The organism is Flavobacterium sp. 38-13, assembly GCF_001899155.1.
GTDB lineage: Bacteria > Bacteroidota > Bacteroidia > Flavobacteriales > Flavobacteriaceae > Flavobacterium > Flavobacterium lindanitolerans.
Genome location: NZ_MKVG01000016.1, coordinates 229,485 through 247,499, shown reverse-complemented (window position 1 = coordinate 247,499; position 18,015 = coordinate 229,485). Strand labels below are relative to the sequence as shown.

16 protein-coding genes and 1 pseudogene are annotated in these 18,015 nt (G+C 36.8%); 7 read left to right on the top strand and 10 right to left on the bottom strand.

The annotated features are described in order from the left end of the window. The first annotated feature begins 3 nt into the window (after positions 1–3). Entirely contained in the window at positions 4–702 is a 699-nt protein-coding gene (locus BGO88_RS11635; RefSeq protein WP_056071876.1) for a zinc metallopeptidase, read from the top strand. A 196-nt stretch (positions 703–898) separates the two neighbouring features. On the opposite strand, the gene BGO88_RS11630 is transcribed toward BGO88_RS11635, so the two are convergent. Further along, on the bottom strand, positions 899–1,369 hold the full coding sequence (locus tag BGO88_RS11630) for an Lrp/AsnC ligand binding domain-containing protein (RefSeq protein WP_056071879.1): 471 nt from the start codon (positions 1,367–1,369) through the stop codon (positions 899–901). A gap of 158 nt (positions 1,370–1,527) precedes the next feature. Beyond that, positions 1,528–2,898 (bottom strand): saccharopine dehydrogenase family protein, encoded by a 1,371-nt coding sequence (locus BGO88_RS11625; RefSeq protein ID WP_286706989.1) that lies wholly within the window; start codon positions 2,896–2,898, stop codon positions 1,528–1,530. A gap of 123 nt (positions 2,899–3,021) precedes the next feature. Here BGO88_RS11625 and BGO88_RS11620 point away from each other — a divergent pair, with 123 nt between their 5' ends. Both BGO88_RS11620 and pckA read left to right on the top strand, forming a co-directional pair. Beyond that, positions 3,022–3,408, top strand: a complete 387-nt coding sequence (locus BGO88_RS11620) for a DUF423 domain-containing protein (protein ID WP_286706988.1) — start codon at positions 3,022–3,024, stop codon at positions 3,406–3,408. Positions 3,409–3,488: 80 nt separating this feature from the next. Further along, a complete protein-coding gene (gene pckA / locus BGO88_RS11615) occupies positions 3,489–5,117 on the top strand; it encodes a phosphoenolpyruvate carboxykinase (ATP) (protein WP_286706987.1) in 1,629 nt (542 codons plus the stop codon). Positions 5,118–5,186: 69 nt separating this feature from the next. Here pckA and BGO88_RS11610 read toward each other — a convergent pair whose 3' ends face one another. After that, a complete protein-coding gene (locus BGO88_RS11610) occupies positions 5,187–5,945 on the bottom strand; it encodes a uroporphyrinogen-III synthase (protein ID WP_101470806.1) in 759 nt (252 codons plus the stop codon). A 20-nt stretch (positions 5,946–5,965) separates the two neighbouring features. Then, positions 5,966–6,631 carry a DUF4271 domain-containing protein gene (locus tag BGO88_RS11605; RefSeq protein ID WP_056071889.1) on the bottom strand — a complete coding sequence of 222 codons (666 nt, stop codon included), beginning with the start codon at positions 6,629–6,631 and terminating at the stop codon, positions 5,966–5,968. Between the two features lie 217 nt (positions 6,632–6,848). On the opposite strand from BGO88_RS11605, the gene BGO88_RS11600 reads away from it, so the two are divergent. From BGO88_RS11600 to BGO88_RS11590, 3 genes are read left to right on the top strand one after another with little or no spacing between them, the layout of a single operon-like run. Beyond that, positions 6,849–7,574 carry a polyprenol monophosphomannose synthase gene (locus BGO88_RS11600; protein ID WP_056071892.1) on the top strand — a complete coding sequence of 242 codons (726 nt, stop codon included), beginning with the start codon at positions 6,849–6,851 and terminating at the stop codon, positions 7,572–7,574. A 44-nt stretch (positions 7,575–7,618) separates the two neighbouring features. Then, positions 7,619–8,959 (top strand): dihydroorotase, encoded by a 1,341-nt coding sequence (locus tag BGO88_RS11595; RefSeq protein WP_286706986.1) that lies wholly within the window; start codon positions 7,619–7,621, stop codon positions 8,957–8,959. 9 nt (positions 8,960–8,968) lie between these two features. After that, the gene (locus tag BGO88_RS11590; protein ID WP_101470803.1) at positions 8,969–9,385 is read left to right on the top strand and encodes a DUF4296 domain-containing protein; all 417 of its coding nucleotides are present in this window, start codon (positions 8,969–8,971) and stop codon (positions 9,383–9,385) included. On the opposite strand, the gene BGO88_RS11585 is transcribed toward BGO88_RS11590, so the two are convergent. Beyond that, a complete protein-coding gene (locus BGO88_RS11585) occupies positions 9,375–10,367 on the bottom strand; it encodes an NAD-dependent epimerase/dehydratase family protein (RefSeq protein ID WP_286706985.1) in 993 nt (330 codons plus the stop codon). The genes BGO88_RS11590 and BGO88_RS11585 overlap by 11 nt on opposite strands. Before the next feature lie 150 nt (positions 10,368–10,517). Between BGO88_RS11585 and tyrS the strand changes: the two are divergent. Then, positions 10,518–11,807, top strand: a pseudogene (gene tyrS, locus BGO88_RS11580) (tyrosine--tRNA ligase); the annotation flags it as partial. Between the two features lie 323 nt (positions 11,808–12,130). Here the strand turns inward: tyrS and BGO88_RS11575 are convergent. The 5 genes from BGO88_RS11575 to BGO88_RS11555 all read right to left on the bottom strand — a co-directional run bounded on the left by BGO88_RS11575 (position 12,131) and on the right by BGO88_RS11555 (position 17,997). Then, complete coding sequence (locus BGO88_RS11575) at positions 12,131–13,111, bottom strand: LuxE/PaaK family acyltransferase (RefSeq protein ID WP_286706984.1); 981 nt, start codon at positions 13,109–13,111, stop codon at positions 12,131–12,133. Positions 13,112–13,206: 95 nt separating this feature from the next. Then, entirely contained in the window at positions 13,207–14,499 is a 1,293-nt protein-coding gene (locus tag BGO88_RS11570) for a 3-coathanger stack domain-containing protein (protein WP_286706983.1), read from the bottom strand. A gap of 2 nt (positions 14,500–14,501) precedes the next feature. Then, positions 14,502–15,431 (bottom strand): hypothetical protein, encoded by a 930-nt coding sequence (locus BGO88_RS11565; protein WP_273238066.1) that lies wholly within the window; start codon positions 15,429–15,431, stop codon positions 14,502–14,504. Positions 15,432–15,689: 258 nt separating this feature from the next. Next, a complete protein-coding gene (locus tag BGO88_RS11560) occupies positions 15,690–17,000 on the bottom strand; it encodes a 3-coathanger stack domain-containing protein (RefSeq protein ID WP_286706982.1) in 1,311 nt (436 codons plus the stop codon). Position 17,001: 1 nt separating this feature from the next. Then, entirely contained in the window at positions 17,002–17,997 is a 996-nt protein-coding gene (locus tag BGO88_RS11555) for a hypothetical protein (RefSeq protein WP_286706981.1), read from the bottom strand. Positions 17,998–18,015: the final 18 nt, after the last annotated feature.

Below are 18,015 nucleotides of genomic sequence, written 5' to 3'. Positions count from 1 at the left end.
AAAATGATAGGATATTATATCTTAATAGGTGTTATCGCGTTGGTTAGCTGGGCTGTTAGTGCCAGGCTCCAAAGCAAATTTGAATTTTATTCGAAAGTACATTTGCGCAACGGAATGAGTGGTGCTGAAATAGCCGAAAAAATGTTGCAGGATCATGGCATTACAGGAGTACGTGTAATTTCGACTCCGGGCCGATTGACAGACCATTATAATCCGTCAGACAAAACAGTAAACCTGAGTGAAGCAGTATACAATCAAAGAAATGCTGCCGCTGCCGCTGTTGCGGCCCACGAAGTAGGACATGCCGTACAGCATGCACAGGCTTATGAATGGTTAACGATGCGCTCTAAACTGGTTCCGGTTGTGAGCGTAACTTCAGGAATGTCACAATGGTTAGTAATTGGTGGTTTGATTCTTGGAGCCGCTACAGGTGTTGTTGCAGGATTCTATATTGCTGTTGCAGGTCTGGTTATGATGGCATTTGCTACCATCTTCAGTTTCATCACACTTCCGGTTGAATATGATGCCAGCAACAGAGCTTTGGCCTGGTTAAAAAATAAAAATATGCTGACACAGCAAGAATATGCCGGGGCAGAGGATTCTTTAAAATGGGCTGCGCGAACCTATCTTGTAGCTGCAATTGGTGCATTGGCTTCGCTATTGTATTGGGCGCTACAGGTTTTTGGAGGAAGAAGAGATTAAAGGGAATTTATGATTTAAGAGTTAAGATTTTAGATCTTGTAGAATAATTGAAATGATCCGTGTTTGACAAAGCACGGATTTTTTTTGACAATAGCTTATGCATGGCAATTTAAGTTTGTATACATATCATCTGTTTTACATCACCACCAAAAATCTGAAATCTGAAATCTGAAATCTGCAATCTAAAATCCCAAATCTACAACTGTATCTGCCTTTCTATCTGCTGGTCTAAAGAAATAAAAGTTTCGGTTCTGGAAACACCTTCTATGACCTGTATTTTGGTATTAAGTAATTGCATTAAATGTTCGTTATCACGACAAATCATTTTGATAAGGATGGACCAGTTTCCTGTCGTATAATGACATTCCAGAACTTCAGGAATTTTCCGTAACTCACGAACAGCTTCCGGATTTCGGGCTGCCTTGTCCAAATAGATTCCTACAAAAGCCATGGTACTGTAGCCTAAAACTTTTGTGTTTACAACGAATTTTGAGCCGGAAATAACGCCGGCTTGTTCCAGTTTGCGTAGGCGCTGATGAATAGCAGCTCCGGAAATGCCTATTTTATTGGCAATTTGAAGTATGGGTTTTCGGGCATCTTCCATTAAGTTACGAAGAATTTCTTTGTCGATGCCGTCAATTTCTATTTGTAAGGAATTAATCTTCATAACTTTTGATTTGTAACCGAATTGAAGATTTCCGGTTTTAGTTTAATCAAAAATATGAATTTTTGTTTTATTTTGAGGAATTAATGCCGCAGATTACGCAGATTCTCTCGGATTTTATTAATCAGCGGAAATCAGCGTAATCAGTGGCAAAAAATATCTTATCCCGCTACATGCATTGGATTATAACCCATATAAGGCACTTCTTTTTCATTAAAGGTTACGCCATAATTTTCCAGTTCTTTTAAAATTGGGAGATAAACTTCTTTGCGTATTGGTAATTGAACACCAGGAGTTTTGATGTTTCCGTTCAGGATTTGTAAAGTAGCTATGGCTACAGGAAGTCCCACAGTTTTTGCCATAGCAGTATAAGTCTGGTCATCACCTATGCACACCATAGTCGAATCAATCTGTTTTTCTTCTCCATTCAGTACATAACCAAATTTGTGATACATTACAATCATGTCTTTGTCATGTTCTTCCAACGACCAGCTTTCGCTTAATATTTTTTCAAGAATCTGTGCGGGCGTAGCATTTTTCAGGCCAACAATTTTCTTGTTATTGAATAGGTCCAGTTCCAGTAATTTATCCCATTTGATATCGTCCTGGTCAATTTTCAGGATTAATCGCAATTTGATTTCTACAGAATCGGTTGGGTGGTAAGGCAAAAAGGAATTTGTGAATTCGCGATAGGTCATCGTTTCGGAATTTTCCATAACATAGCTGTCATCTGTCATTCCAAGCTGAACAAACATATTCCAGGCTTTGGAAAAACCTACACGTCGGATAGTTCCTCTGTATAAAGTCAGTGCGTCATCCAATCCGTAAACGCTTCTGTATTTCAGGGAATCGCGATTGGCATAACCTTCAAACCGGCCATAACCTTCAACTTCCATAAATTCAGTTCTTCTGAATAATTTATGATAAGGAATATACTTATAAGTACCTTCCTGAATAAATTTAGCAGCACCGCCTTGTCCGGCCAATACTACATTTCTGGGATTCCAGGTAAATTTATAGTTCCAAAGATTATTGTCTGATTCCGGAGCAACAAGTCCGCCACAAAAAGATTCGAAAAGAATAATTTTACCACCTTTGTCACGAATCTCGTCTATTACTTTCATGGCGCTCATATGGTCTATTCCCGGGTCGAGCCCGATTTCGTTCATAAAAACCAAATTATTTTCTTTGGCTTGAGCATCCAGGTTTTGCATGGCTTCGCTGATGTAAGAGGCAGTAACCATATGTTTTTTATACGTTATGCAGTCTTTTGCAACTTCAATATGCATATGGGCAGGCAGCATGGAAATTACAATATCTGCCTTTTGTATCTCTTCTTTTCTCTGGCCTTCATTAAAGATATCGAAAGCAATAGCAGTGGCATTTTTGTGATTTTTTGTTTTTCTCTGAGCCAGTTCTAATGACAGGTCGCCAATAGTGAGGTGGAGATTTTCTTCTTCCGATTTGTTTAGAAGATATTGAATTAGTGAAGAAGCAGACCTTCCGGCCCCGATTATTAGAATATGTCTCATGAAAAACCGTAAATTTTTAATAATAACACAAAAGTAGGTATTTGTTATATTTTATAAAACTTAATGTGGGTTTGATTATCATAAAGTTTTTAAGATGCTTAACTTTGCAGTAAATTAAAAACAATGGATAGGAAGATTATATCTGCGGCGGCAATTTTAGGTTTTGTCGCTATTATATTAGGTGCATTTGGCGCACATGCCTTGAAAAAGGTCCTGGATGTTGAGCAATTGGTTTCTTTTGAAACAGGAGTACGATATCAAATGTACCATGCCTTATTTCTGCTATTTCTTGGAACTACAAAATTGGTGTCTGATAAAACTAAAAGCACAATCTATTATTTAGTTATATCAGGTGTTTTGTTTTTTTCCGGCTCTATTTATCTTTTGGCAACCAGAAATATAACAAATGTAGATTTCAGCGTTATAGGATTTATAACGCCAATTGGAGGTTTGCTGATGATTATAGCCTGGGCTTTGCTTTTTTTGAATATCCTTAAGCAAAAAGCATAAAGTTTTATCAAATATATTCAAACTGAAATTTAATTTTTACTTTTGCCAAATAATTTTAAACACAACTCAATAAGAATTCTATGGATAATTACACCCAATTTACGAAAACGATTTCGTTAGAGAAATATGGAATCAAGAATGTTGAAGAAGTGATTTACAATCCTTCTTATGAAATGCTGTATGCGGAAGAGTTAAATCCAAATCTCAAAGGGTTTGAAAAAGGGCAGTTGACAGAGCTGGGAGCAGTAAATGTAATGACGGGTGATTTTACAGGACGTTCTCCAAAAGATAAATATATTGTTCAGGATGATGTCACTAAAGACACAATCTGGTGGACATCAGATAAAGCGGTTAATGATAACAAACCAATCAGTCCGCAAACCTGGGAAGCTTTAAAAAAGACAACAGTAGATCAGCTTTCTGGTAAGAAATTATATGTAGTGGATGCATTTTGCGGTGCCAATGAAAATACAAGACTAAAAGTAAGATTTATTGTTGAGGTAGCATGGCAGGCGCATTTCGTAAAAAACATGTTTATCCGCCCAACAGAAGAAGAGCTTGAAAATTATGGAGAACCAGATTTTGTAGTAATGAATGCTTCAAAAACTGAATTTTCTGATTATAAGGCACATGGGTTAAACTCAGAAGTATATATTGCTTTCAATCTTACTGAAAAAGTTCAGATTATTGGAGGTACATGGTATGGTGGTGAAATGAAAAAAGGACTTTTTGCCATGATGAACTATTACCTTCCATTACAGGGAATTGCTTCAATGCACTGTTCTGCTAACAAAGGAAAAGATGGTGATGTAGCTGTTTTCTTCGGATTGTCAGGAACGGGAAAAACAACGCTTTCTACAGATCCAAAACGCGAATTGATTGGAGATGATGAGCACGGTTGGGACAATGACGGTGTTTTCAATTTTGAAGGAGGATGTTATGCGAAAACAATTGACCTGAGCAAAGAAAACGAGCCGGACATCTATAATGCTATCAAAAAAGACGCATTGCTTGAAAACGTAACAGTTGATGCAAACGGTAAAATTGATTTCAAAGACGGTTCTGTAACTCAAAATACAAGAGTTTCATATCCTATTTACCATATCGATAATATTGTAAAACCGGTTTCTAAGGCAGGGCACGCTTCAAAAGTAATTTTTCTTACGGCAGATGCATTTGGAGTTATGCCTCCGGTAGCGAAGCTGTCGCCGGAACAGACTAAATATCACTTCCTTTCCGGATTTACGGCAAAATTAGCCGGTACTGAAAGAGGAGTGACTAAGCCGGAACCTACTTTCTCTGCTTGTTTTGGAAAAGCGTTCCTTTCGCTGCATCCAACACAATACGGTCAGGAGCTTGTAAAAAAGATGGAAGAGCATAAAGCTACTGCCTATTTGGTAAATACAGGTTGGAACGGTACCGGAAAAAGAATTTCTATCAAAAATACCAGAGCCATTATCGACAGAATTTTAGATGGTTCACTTGAAAAAGCAGAAACAACAACGTTGCCGATTTTTAATTTTGAAATTCCAACGGCCCTGGAAGGTGTAGACTCTGACATCCTTGATCCGAGAAAAACGTATGCTGATCCATCAGAATGGGAAACTAAGGCTACAGATTTAGGAAAATTGTTCGTAAAGAACTTTGCACAATATGCTACTAATGAAGAAGGTCAAAATCTGGTGAAAGCTGGTCCTCAGGTTGACTAATCCTGAATTATAAGATAATAAAAAACCCTGCATTTGCTGCAGGGTTTTTTATGATTAAAAGAAAAGGAATTATTTTCCTTTGTCTTCTTTGTTTGCTTTTGCAATATATTTTTCCAAAGCCATAGTCATAGATGGAGCTTCAGGTGAAGGAGCCATAATGTCAACTCTCAATCCATGATCCAAAGCTTCTTTTTGCGTAGTACTTCCAAATACGGCAATTCGGGTGTTATTTTGCTCAAAATCCGGGAAGTTCATGAATAAAGACTTGATTCCTGTCGGGCTGAAAAAAGCCAAAACATCATAATAAACATCGGCTAAGTCAGACAGGTCGCTCATTACCGTTTTGTAAAAAGTAGCTTGCGTCCAGTTCACTTTTAAATTATTCAGTGTTTGCGGAGCATCAGCGTTTAATTGGTCTGAAGCAGGCAATAGAAATTTCTCGTCTTTATATTTCTTGATTAGAGGAGATAAATCAGCGAAGTCTTTTTGTCCTACATAAATCTTGCGTTTTCTGTAGATTACATATTTCTGAAGATAAAAGGCTATCGCCTCAGACTGGCAAAAATATTTCAAATCTTCGGGAATCTTATATCTCATCTCTTCTGCTACCCTGAAAAAATGATCGATGGAATTTTTGCTGGTTAAGATGATGGCTGTAAAATTGTTCAAGTCAATTTTTTGCTGTCTCACGTCTTTTGCGCTAACGCCCTCAACGTGGATAAAAGGCCTGAAATCAATTTTGACTTTGTGCTTTTGTTGCAACTCAAAATATGGAGAGTTTTCTACTTTAGGCTCTGGCTGCGAAACCAAAATTGTTTTCACTTTCATAGTTGACGTTTTCTTGTGTACTACCTTTTTGTAAACCAATAATACATGAAATAATAAGGTGCTATTTCAAGAGCGCAAAGATACAAAATAAAATAAAACAACTTGCCGATAATCAAATTTTGATAAATTTTTAAAGAAAGAAGATAAGTAAGTATGTTTATTAACAAAATGATAGCAATAAGGAAATATATTAATAAATCTATTGGTGTATCATTATAGAACAAGATTACATTTAAAGGGAGGATACAAAGTCCTATGTAGGTTCTGTAGCTAACTTTTTGTAAATTAAACTGTTCGCTAAATTCTTCAATATTAAAAGAAGTGGCTATAATCTTCTCTATCAAGTATTTAGAAAGTATGAAAATGCTTAGCAGTGTGACAATTTGAATGTAAGTAACCCAGTCTGTTTTTGAAGTATATCCAAAATAACTCAATATGATTTGGATAAAAAAGGCAAAAGAAATGACTTGTACGATAAACAGTGAAATCGTAAACCAGTTCATCAGATTACCGCTGTCTCTGTAAATTTTGATGTATTTGTCGCTGTATGCCAGTCTTGAAAAATCTGAAAAGCGACCTTCGAAAACGCCTCTTGTAGCCGCAATAAGTATAAAGCACAGCACAAACAGTACGGTTGCCCAATCTTTGCTTTCTAAAATTCTCGGCTGTAAAACGATTTCTAACATGGCGTAAAATTAATGATTTTTATTACTTTCTCTTTTTATTTTTTTTCGCTGATAGCCTATTGATGATAGTCAGAAAATTAGATGAATTTTAGTTTAAAAAAGAAAGGACCGAAAATCTGAGAAACCCAATAAAAATTAAGAAAGGCGGAGATTATTATAATTTTATTATGAATCAACTACTATAAAAAGTTTACTTTTGTGATGAAATTATGCAAATATGAACGACGGCATTGTTATAATTCCCACTTATAACGAAATTGAAAATATCGAAAGTATCATCAGGACTGTATTTTCTTTGCAGAAGCCGTTTCATGTTTTGATTATTGATGACAATTCCCCGGATCATACCGCACAAAAAGTAATGGCGCTCCAGGAAGAATATCCCGGACGACTTTTTTTAGAACAACGAAGCAAAAAATCAGGCTTAGGTACTGCTTATGTACATGGTTTCAAATGGGCTCTTGAGCGAGAATACGAATATATTTTTGAAATGGATGCCGACTTTTCACACAATCCGCACGATCTGGAAAAGTTGTATGATTCCTGTCGTTTTGGTATTTATGATGTAGCCATTGGTTCCCGATATGTTACAGGAGTGAATGTTGTGAACTGGCCTTTAAGTCGTGTTTTACTTTCCTATTTTGCTTCAGTATATGTTAGAATGATTACCGGTATGGAAATTCGCGACACTACTGCCGGATTTGTATGTTACAAAAAGAATGTTTTAAAAAGCATTAACCTGGACAAGATAAAATTCATAGGTTATGCTTTTCAGATTGAAATGAAATATAGGGCTTATGCCAAAAAATTCAAAATTGTTGAAGTGCCGATTATTTTCACGGACAGAACAAAAGGACAGTCAAAAATGAGTAATTCTATTATTAAGGAGGCCATTTTTGGGGTTATTGTTTTAAGAGTAAAGAAAATGTTCAACAATCTGTAAGGCGATTTCCTCACAGTTTTAATGTGCAAAAAAATAAAGAAGAGATGAAAAGTGTTTTGATTAAGAATGCCAAAATAGTAAATGAAGGAACTATTTTTGAAGGAGACGTTTTAATTGAAAACGAATTTATTGTTGAAATTGCGGAAACCATCAGCGCAAAATCATCATCAACAAAAATCATCAATGCAGAAGGTAATTATTTAATTCCCGGAGCAATTGATGATCAGGTGCATTTTAGAGAGCCTGGCCTTACGCATAAAGGAGATATTGCTTCAGAATCGCGCGCTGCCGTTGCCGGAGGTATTACATCTTTTATAGAAATGCCCAATACAAATCCTCAGGCCACAACTATAGAACTGCTTGAAGATAAATTTAAGATTGCTTCAGAAAAATCGATAGCCAACTATTCCTTTATGTTTGGTGGAACTAATGATAATTTGGAAGAAATCCTGAAAGTAAATCCCAAGACGGTTGCCGGACTTAAATTGTTTTTAGGATCTTCCACAGGAAATATGCTTGTGGATAATGACGAAGTTTTGGAAAAAATCTTTGCCAGCACTCCGTTACTGATTGCCGTACATTGCGAAGACGAAACTACAATCAAAAACAATCTTGCAAAATATAAAGAGGAATACGGTGATGATATTCCAATGAAATTCCATTATCTGATCCGAAGTGAGGAAGCCTGCTATTTATCTTCTTCAAAAGCAATTGAATTGGCAAAGAAGACAGGTGCCAGATTGCATGTTTTCCATCTTTCCACGGCGAAAGAAATGAAATTGTTTACCAATAAGATTCCTTTGGAGGAAAAGAAAATTACTGCGGAAGCCTGCATACACCATCTATGGTTTACGAACGAAGATTATGATAAGAAAGGCAGCCTTATAAAATGGAATCCTGCAGTTAAAACCCAGGCAGACAAGGATGCGCTTTGGGAAGCTTTGCTTGACGACAGGATTGACGTTATTGCTACAGACCATGCGCCACATACGTTGGAAGAAAAGAAGAATCCTTATACTTCTGCACCTTCCGGAGGACCTTTAGTACAGCATGCCGTTGTAGCCATGTTTGAGGCTTTCCATCAGGGAAAAATTTCGGTAGAGAAAATCGTGGAAAAAATGGCCCATAATCCTGCGAAAATTTTCAAGATTAATAAGAGGGGCTTTATTAAAGAAGGCTATTATGCAGACTTGGCAATTGTCAATGCCGGATTGCCATGGAGCGTTAAAAAAGAAAATATTTTATACAAATGTGGTTGGTCGCCATTTGAAGGATATACCTTTAAGTCAAGAATAACACATACATTTGTAAATGGTGAACTGGTCTATAATAATTTTAAAGTAAAAGACGTGCATCCGGGAATGCGATTGGAATTTGACCGTTAATAGAAAAGTATGAAGAAATATTTTTTATTGTTCGTTTTGCTAAGTGTTGTAGCCTGCCAGGAAAAAGCAGTTGAAAAGCCTGCCAATCTTATACCAAAAGATAAGATGAAGAATATCATCTATGATCTTGCAATACTTCAGGCTATGAAAGGAGTCAATCAGGCTGCTTTGGATTCGAATGGAATTGATCCGGCAACCTATGTCTATAAAAAATATAAAGTCGATAGCCTTCAGTTTGCGAAAAGCGATCAGTACTATGCTATAGAAAATGTCAAGGAGTACGAAAAAATGTATAATGAGATCAGTGAATTGGCAGGAAAAGAAAAAATGCGTATAGACAGCGAGTTAAAAAAGGAAACAGATACGACAAAAATTCTTGAAAGGAAATTTGAAGTAAAACAAAAAAAAGACAACGTTAAACAGTAGCGGAAACTTTAGAGATATAATTAGGAATGTCCTCAAATTCAAAATTGAGGGCATTTTTTATTTTAGAATTGTCAAATTCGGACTGGGTGTGCAATGAGGCTGCAGTTGCTTTAGACAGCTGCCTTTTTTTAAAGAAAAATGTAGAAATCAGCCAGTCAATCCTCCATGCCAATCCGGTTACCCAAGGCTTCAGATATACGGATGGTTTTGGTTTGCCTAATGATGTTGCAATAAGGTCTGCAAGTCGATGATAGGTAATGCTTTCCGTAACCAAAATAAAACGTTCTTTCTGGATGTTGCTTTTCATAAGCTGATACATAGAACGCGTCACATCTTCTACGGTTACAAACCCGGTAGCACCTTCAGTATAATATTTTAATCCTTTTTTTACCCGTTGGAATATTTCGCTGCTTCCACTGTTCCAAAATCCCGGACCAAGTATGATACCAGGATTTACAATTACCACAGGAATGCCTTCTTCCTGACCGCGCCACACTTCCATTTCAGCTCCGAATTTGGATATGGCATAATCACTTCGGGATATTTCAGGATTCCATTCGGTTTCTTCCGTAATAATGGTTTCATGTTCCTGAAGATCACCAAGAGCAGCAATAGAACTTACATGGCAAAGTTTTTTGACGTTATAAGACAGACACATATTGACGATATTGGCAGTGCCCTCAATGTTGGTCTTACGCATCTGTTCTTCATCGCCCGGGTCAAAAGAAATAAAAGCGGCGCAATGGTACACATAATCAATATTCTCAAATGCTTTTTCAAGAGAAGGAATATCTGTGAGACAGCCCTGTACCCAATTGATTTTTGTAAAAATATCCAACCGGCCTTTCCATTCAAAAAGGGCTTTTGTCTGCTGAATGTTTTTCTCGTTTCTATAGAGTGCCCGAACCTCTTCTCCATTCTCAAGAAGAAGGAGTAAAAGATGTGAACCTACTAATCCGGTAGCGCCTGTTACTAAAACCATAGTTGCAAATATAAGGAGATTGTTGGATTTTGCCCCAGAATGATAAAGCTACAATTTCTTTTGGATTGTATGCAAATAAATTAGAAATGAGAGGCATTCGGATTTTCTAATTACTCCAATACCCTTATCTTTGCGCAAATTAATAGAAAAATGAAAAATTTAGTTGAAGAATTAAAATGGAGAGGGCTGTATCATGATAGCATGCCCGGAACAGAAGAACAATTGCTTAAAGAAGCTACGACTGCCTATATTGGATTTGATCCTACAGCAGACTCGTTGCATATTGGAAGCATGGTTCAGATCATTCTCCTTGTTCATCTAAAGAATTTCGGGCACCAGCCAATTGCTTTGGTAGGTGGTGCTACAGGAATGATTGGAGATCCGTCTGGAAAATCTGATGAAAGAAACCTGTTAAATGAAGAAACATTGGCCAAAAACGTAGCCGGAATCAAAAGCGTATTGTCACGTTTTCTGGATTTTGGTACTGAAGGCAAAAATGCTCCTTTCATGGTTAATAACTATGACTGGATGAAAGAGTTTTCATTTATTGATTTTGCCCGTGAAGTAGGAAAACGTATCACCGTAAACTACATGATGGCGAAAGATTCTGTAAAAAAGAGATTCAGCGGAGAAGGAGAAGGTATGTCGTTTACAGAATTTACCTATCAATTAATCCAGGGATACGATTTCTATCATTTATATAAAAATTACAACTGCCTTTTGCAGATGGGCGGTTCTGACCAATGGGGTAATATTACTACCGGAACAGAATTAGTGCGAAGAATGGGCGGTGAAAATGCGAAAGCCTATGCCTTGACTACTCCGTTGATTACAAAAGCCGACGGTTCGAAGTTTGGTAAATCCGAAGGCGGTAACATTTGGCTGGATGCTGACAAGACTTCGGTTTACAAATTCTACCAGTTTTGGGTGAATACGACTGATGTAGATGCTGAAAAATACATTAAAATTTTTACATTCCTCGATAAAGATACTATTGAAGCTCTGATTGAAGAGCACAGACAGGCACCTCATTTGCGTATCCTTCAGAAAAAATTAGCTGAAGAAATTACGGTTTTTGTGCATAGCAGAGAAGAATTGGAAAAGGCAATTCAAGCTTCTGAAGCATTATTTAGTAAAAATTCGGAAGCATTTGAAGAACTAGATGATGAGACATTTTTAGAAGTATTTGAAGGTGTTCCACAAGCAGAAATTTCATTAAGGGAGATAAAAAAAGGTATTGATGTTGTCACTTTGTTAAATGAAAAATCCGGTTTTTTATCATCTAATTCTGAAGCTCGAAGAGCCCTTAAGGAAAATTCTATATCTATAAATAAAGAGAAAATAAAAGACGAAAATTTTAGAGTAACTATTAATACTCTAATTAAGGGAAAGTATATTCTTTTGCAAAGAGGTAAAAATACGAAATTTATTGTCCGTGTAAAACAACCAAAAAAAGTTGAAAAATTTAAATTTACTATATTACCTATTAAAAATGAACAATTGGTAAAAAAAGAAATCAAATCTGAGAGGGTTGTTTTTTTGCCAAGAGAAATAATTATTAAACGAGGAAATAAAAAACATAAAACACAAATTTTCCAACCATTATCTAAAGATTCTGTCTATAAGGCTGTCATTGGGCATACAAATATTGTTAAAAAGGGAACAATTGAGGTAACAACAGTATTTAGAAAAGAATTAAAAGTTAATTGGGGGGATGAAATTTCTGCTGAAATTAAACACGGAAAAATAATTTACTCTAAAGACTAGAGCACCATCAGATTGCATCCGCGAATATCAGAATTATCAAAACGACCCAATACTTCAAATGAATTGTTGGGTTGTTTTTTCCCCAAATCCTGTGTGGCAATAAAAGAGCAGGAATTGATATTGGCGAGGTCAATCACGTTTATACCTCCGGTTTTTCCATTTTCAACATAGGAAAGCGCGTCTTCGGTATCACGAATAAGTACCTGCATCCAGTTTGGACATTCAAAGACTCCGTTGCCAAGAGAATAGGCCTGTGACAGCAGTTCTGTCATTCCGTATTCCGAATGAATAGCGTTAACGCCAAATCCTTTGCAGAGCAATTCATGAAGTTCCTCCCGAATCATTTCCTTGCGTTTTCCTTTCATGCCTCCGGTTTCCATGATGATAGTATTTTTCAGATGGAATTGTTGCTTTTCAATAAGGTCAAGCAGTGCATAGGTTACGCCAATTAAAATTATATTTTCACCAGCTTCATCAAGCTGAAGTAATTTTTGAATCAGGTCGTCATAATTGTTGAGGTAGAAACCGCTTTCCGGATGGTTTGACAATTGAATCAAGTCGTCAACCATATAAATAAGCGATGAGCCTTCCCTTTCCAGATAGGAAGGCAGCAGGGCGAGCACGGCATAATTTTCAATATTTCCGTAAAATTGCGCGAATCCTTTCCGATAACTTTCTTCGTATAAAGTAATATCGGTAACAAAGTGCCTGCTGGTTGACATTCCTGTCGTTCCGGAACTTGTAAACGTTTCCTGAATTTTTTCGGTTGAAGACAAAACCTCATGACTCTTAAAAAATTGTATTGGCAGAAACGGAATCTGCTGCAGTGATTTCACCTGTTGTTTTTCGACATTCAAAAACTGGCAGAATTCACGATATACGCTATTGTTGTCGTATTGGAACCGGAATACTTTCAGGGCTATTTTTTCAAACTGCTTATTGTTGGAAATACTGAATATGTCTGATGCTGCAATCAAAGGGAATTGTTTTTGGCAAAGGTAATTATTTTAAAAACAAACCCCGACAGGATTTTATACCTGTTCGGGGTTGATAAATAATGGTTGCCTGAAAACTATTTTTTGAACAGTTTGGAAGTAATTGTCCTTCCGTCTCCGGTTTGTACTGTCACGATATACATTCCATTTTTATAGTTAGCAAGGTCAATCTCATAAGAGTTGGCGTCAAGCTCTTTCAAAAGCATTGTTTTTCCATCAATAGAGGTAACCCGAATGTTTCGGATAGGCTGCTGGTATTCTATGGTGGCTTTTTGTGTCGCCGGATTTGGATACAAAAGCAGTTTTTCCGTAACAGGAGTATCAGTTATCAGCTTTTTCAGATCTGTCGTTTCGGCAGTAGGAGATTCTCTTCCTACAAATGTACCGGTACATCCCTGTATATAACCTCTGAATCTGGAGCCGTTTGCTGAATAGAACCCTTTTTTAAGCGTAATGGTTCTTTTGGCATGATATACTCCAACAGCACCTGAATTGATGGTGTTGTGGGCTGTAATCGTGTTTGAGGTTTCCCGGTTATCCTGATTTCCTGATGCCACATCGTCTGTTGGTGATGTTAATGTTATGTCGGGAACACAGCAGTTTTGCTGCCCGGAAGGCAATACGGTGACATCAATTGCTATCGGACATTGAATCGTCTGTCCGCCATTTGGTGTAAAGACATATTGGGTTGTTCCGGCCACACTCGTGTCGATAGTAGCGGGACTCCAGCTACCCTGAATATTATTACCTAAAGTTGTAGGCAGAGTAGGAGGTATACTGTTATAACATAACGTTCCTATTGACGGTAGCCTTAGGATTTCCATCGTATAAAACAGATAAGCATGAGTTGTTCCGTTGGTATTGGCGTAATTTATCGTAAAGTTGTCTACCGCGTTAGAACACAACCAATGAACATCTGTATTAGGTGGAGTCCCGGCAGATACTGTAACACCGCTGGTTGTAGCGCAGCATCCGGCCGATGCAGTCACTCCGCCGAATGTAATGTTTGAAAAGCTAAAGGAATCGTTCCAGGTTCCGTAATTGATGTCATATACCCGAAACCGGGTTATTATTACTTTCTCCGGAAAGGTAAAGGTCAAATCTTTGGATGGAGCATTATTCCATGCGCCGGTAGTTTGAAACACTGTTGGATTGGCAGGTATGCTGTAGAATACCATATTCAATCCTGTACCGGTAGCCATCACGTTCAGGGTTCCGCCGGAATACGTTGCGGTAATCCCCGTCGTATTTACAGGCACATTATCCCATATTATCTGTTCTTGAGAATAAAGCTCTGAATGGAAAGAGCCAGCCAAAAAACAAAAGAGGATAAGTAGCCCTGTTTTTGGTTTTCTGTATAGATTTTTCACATTTATTGCTTTAAGTTTTTCACCATTTCTTTTAACTCCTGGATTTCCTTATTCTGCTGAATCAGATACAGTGTCAGTTCCTCAATCTTTTCCTGTTGGATTTTTGTGATTTCACCCAATTCAATTCCTTCTTCCTTTACTTGTTTAGCTGAAGGAACATTTGGCAGGTGGCCGTTATCTTCAATATATTTCTCTACTTCTTCCAATGATTTTAGCTTATAACTATCAGAGAAAACATAATCAGCCCAATCAGCCTGCAGGTTGATTCTTACTTCTTCTGTAAGGATGCCGCCTTTTACAATCAGTCTGTAATGCGAAATATCCAAGCCTCCTGCAAAAATTGGGAAAGCACCAAAATCGTTACCAATACCCACTTTTCCGTTTAATTTGATAAGGTATTTTGAGAAATCACCCCAAATCAAAGGCGTTACATTATAAGCGTTGTTAATGTGAAGTTTGTTGCTGTCCGTTTCTCCATAACCTGCATAGCTTCCAATCAGGACATTGCCTTCTCCTGTAGCTTTTGCACCGGAATAAGCTCCAATGAAAGTGTTTGTATTTCCTTGATTTGATGCGCCGCTGGCATAACCCACATAAACGTTATGTCTTCCGTCATAATTATATGATCCGGCGCTAGCACCAATAAAAGTATTTGAACTGCCTTCTCCATTATTGATTCCGGCCTGATGTCCAAAAAATGAATTGCTGTCTCCTGAGACATTTTTAGCGCCTGCCAAATGCCCAAAAAAGGAATTATAAGCATTTTCGGTAAAACGTCCGGCCTGGTAGCCGTAAAAAGCATTTTCTTTTTCAACGGTTCCGGCATCAAGTCCGCCGCTGGTTAGTAAGTTAGTCGAAGCGACATTTTGCGAATTTGCAGAAAAAATTCCGCCAAGCAGTAATCCTGCGCATAGGGTTTTTGTTAAGTTCATAATAATGTTGATTTAAGGTTTAACCTAAAATTAACACTATTTGTAGTATAAAAAAATAATTAAAATACTGTAAATGAGGTAATTTGTTATTTTAATATAAAAAATGGATTTTAAATATTTTTGAGAAGTTTCGGGAAACAAATTTTAACGCGTGGTTGTATTTGTTCAAAATGACATTAATTTTAAAAGTAATCATTTCGTTTTGCGAATTTATTAATAAAATAGCCCCAATTTTGTTGGGGCTATTAGTTTTGGTAATTACTCTTTTATAATCTTAGAAGTAAGGATATTTCCATTTTCAGTCTGAATAATAATAATGTATATTCCCTTTTTATAATCCGAAAGATTTACTTCGTAGGTTTTTTGCTTAGGAACTTCTTTGCTAAAAATCACTTGATTCTGAAGTGTGGATATAGTTATATTTTTAATGTTTTCTTCCGCACTTATGGTAGTCATGTCAGAAGTTGGATTTGGATATAATTTTAGCGACTCGGTTTTCTTCACAGAGTAATTGGCTGTTTTGTTTTTGTTTTGTACACTTAAGTCACAAATAAATTCATCTTCACAATCTTGAATATAAGCTCTGTATCTGGAACTGTACTTTGCATGGAATCCAGGTAACATCACTACGGTTTTTCCAGCATGATAAAAGCTGACTGTTTCATAATTTAAAACATTGGAAGCGGTTATAGAAATTGATGCTTGTCTATTGTCTTGCACTGGCACATACACATCATTTGAAGGTGAGGTCAGTACAATATGCTCACTGCATACTACCTGTTGTACAGAACATATCTGATCACTAGTTATGTCGATCTCTTGTTGCGAAAGAAAAAAATCGGTTTTATATAGGAGAAATCGTGGAGTAGTACCAGGACCATCAGGATCATTTGGGTAAGATTCTATTACATTATTATAAGGAGCATCACAAGAAGCACTTGCAATTGCAGCAGCAGCTTTTTTTGCTTCTAAGTCATAGCTAGGCATTCCTGATCCAGTTGGCAAGAGTGTTACTATAAATGTAGCGTTACGATTAGTTTTAAAATCTGTATAATTTTGAAAAGCAGCATTTGTTCCTAAACCGGGAGAAGAAAGGCTTACGAGTCCATCTCTGAAAGCATCGGTGAAAAAATATATTACCAGCGTATTTCCCGGCGTTCTATTTAGGTTTGATATGCCATAAATATTTGGATCGGCAATATGATCCAGTGCTTTTCCTATAAGACCCAAAGATTCATGAGCATAATCAGAATTACCCATAATGCTATTCCTTCTGTTGAATGTTGGGGCTGAAGTAGAGAAATCATTTTCAATCCAAATTCGAGGTGTTGTTATTACTGTTCCTTGCTGCGTGACTCTTGAAGCACTATATTGGATAATGCTTATTCTGTTTTCAGGACTGCATGAAAGGACTTTTTGGATAAGACTTTCTACAGATACTTTTATTTCGCTATATTCACCATTAGAGATTGAACCGCTATTGTCAATCCAGAAGATGACATCTGTTCCTTGTGCAAAGCTTTTAAGGCCACATATAAAGAACAAAATAAGGATATATAGTTTTTTCATATTATTTTTCTATCAATTGTTTTACCAGTTCTTTTAGCTCTTTTATTTCTTCACTCTGTTTTTCGATTGTTTTATTTTGCTCGATCATATGAAGTGTCAGTTCCTCAATTTTTTCCTGCTGCATTTTTGCAATCTGCCCTAATTCGATTCCTTTTTCTTTTACCTGTTTTGCAGAAGGCATATTAGGCAAATGGCCATTTTCTTTGATGAATATTTCTATCTTTTGAAGAGGCATTAATTCATAATCTTTACTGAATACATAGTCGGCCCAATCTCCTTGTAGATTAACACGAACTTCTTCCGTCAAAATGCCGCCTTTTACAAAGAGATTGTAATTAGAAACATTTACTGAACCTGCTGTTGTAGGAAAGTTTCCGAATCCATATCCAATGCCTACTTTTCCGTTAAATTTTAATTGATCTTGGGCAAAATCACCCCAGATTAAAGGCATGATAGTATTTGTGTTGTCAATAAATAATTTATTGTCATTAGAGATTTCAGAGCCAACGTGGTTACCTATATATACATTTCCAGAACCTTGTGCTTCTGTTCCTGTTCCTGATCCTAAAAAAGTATTATTGTTTCCACTACTTCCGACGCCAGAGGCTGTGCCAATTAAAGTATTGTTATTACCGATATATGTGTCACCAGAAGATGCTCCAAGAAATGTATTGTCATTTCCATTATTTCCATTACCTGATGCATTTCCTATATAAGTGTTTGCTCTTCCTAGGGAATTGCTTGTGCCTGCTTCAGTGCCTACAAATGTATTGTCGTATCCAGTAGTATTAAGTTTTCCAGATAAGTTACCTAAAAATGTGTTTTTATTTCCTGTGTTAACTTTACCTGCTTCAGATCCATAGAATGCATTTTGAGTTCCTGAGGTTCCGGCATTTAAGCCTCCACTGGTCAAAGTAGCGGTCGAGGCTACATTTTGTGAAAAAGCAGTAATAGCGCAGAATAAAATTCCTAGATTTAAAAATTTTGATAGTTTCATAATCCTAAAAGTTAAGCA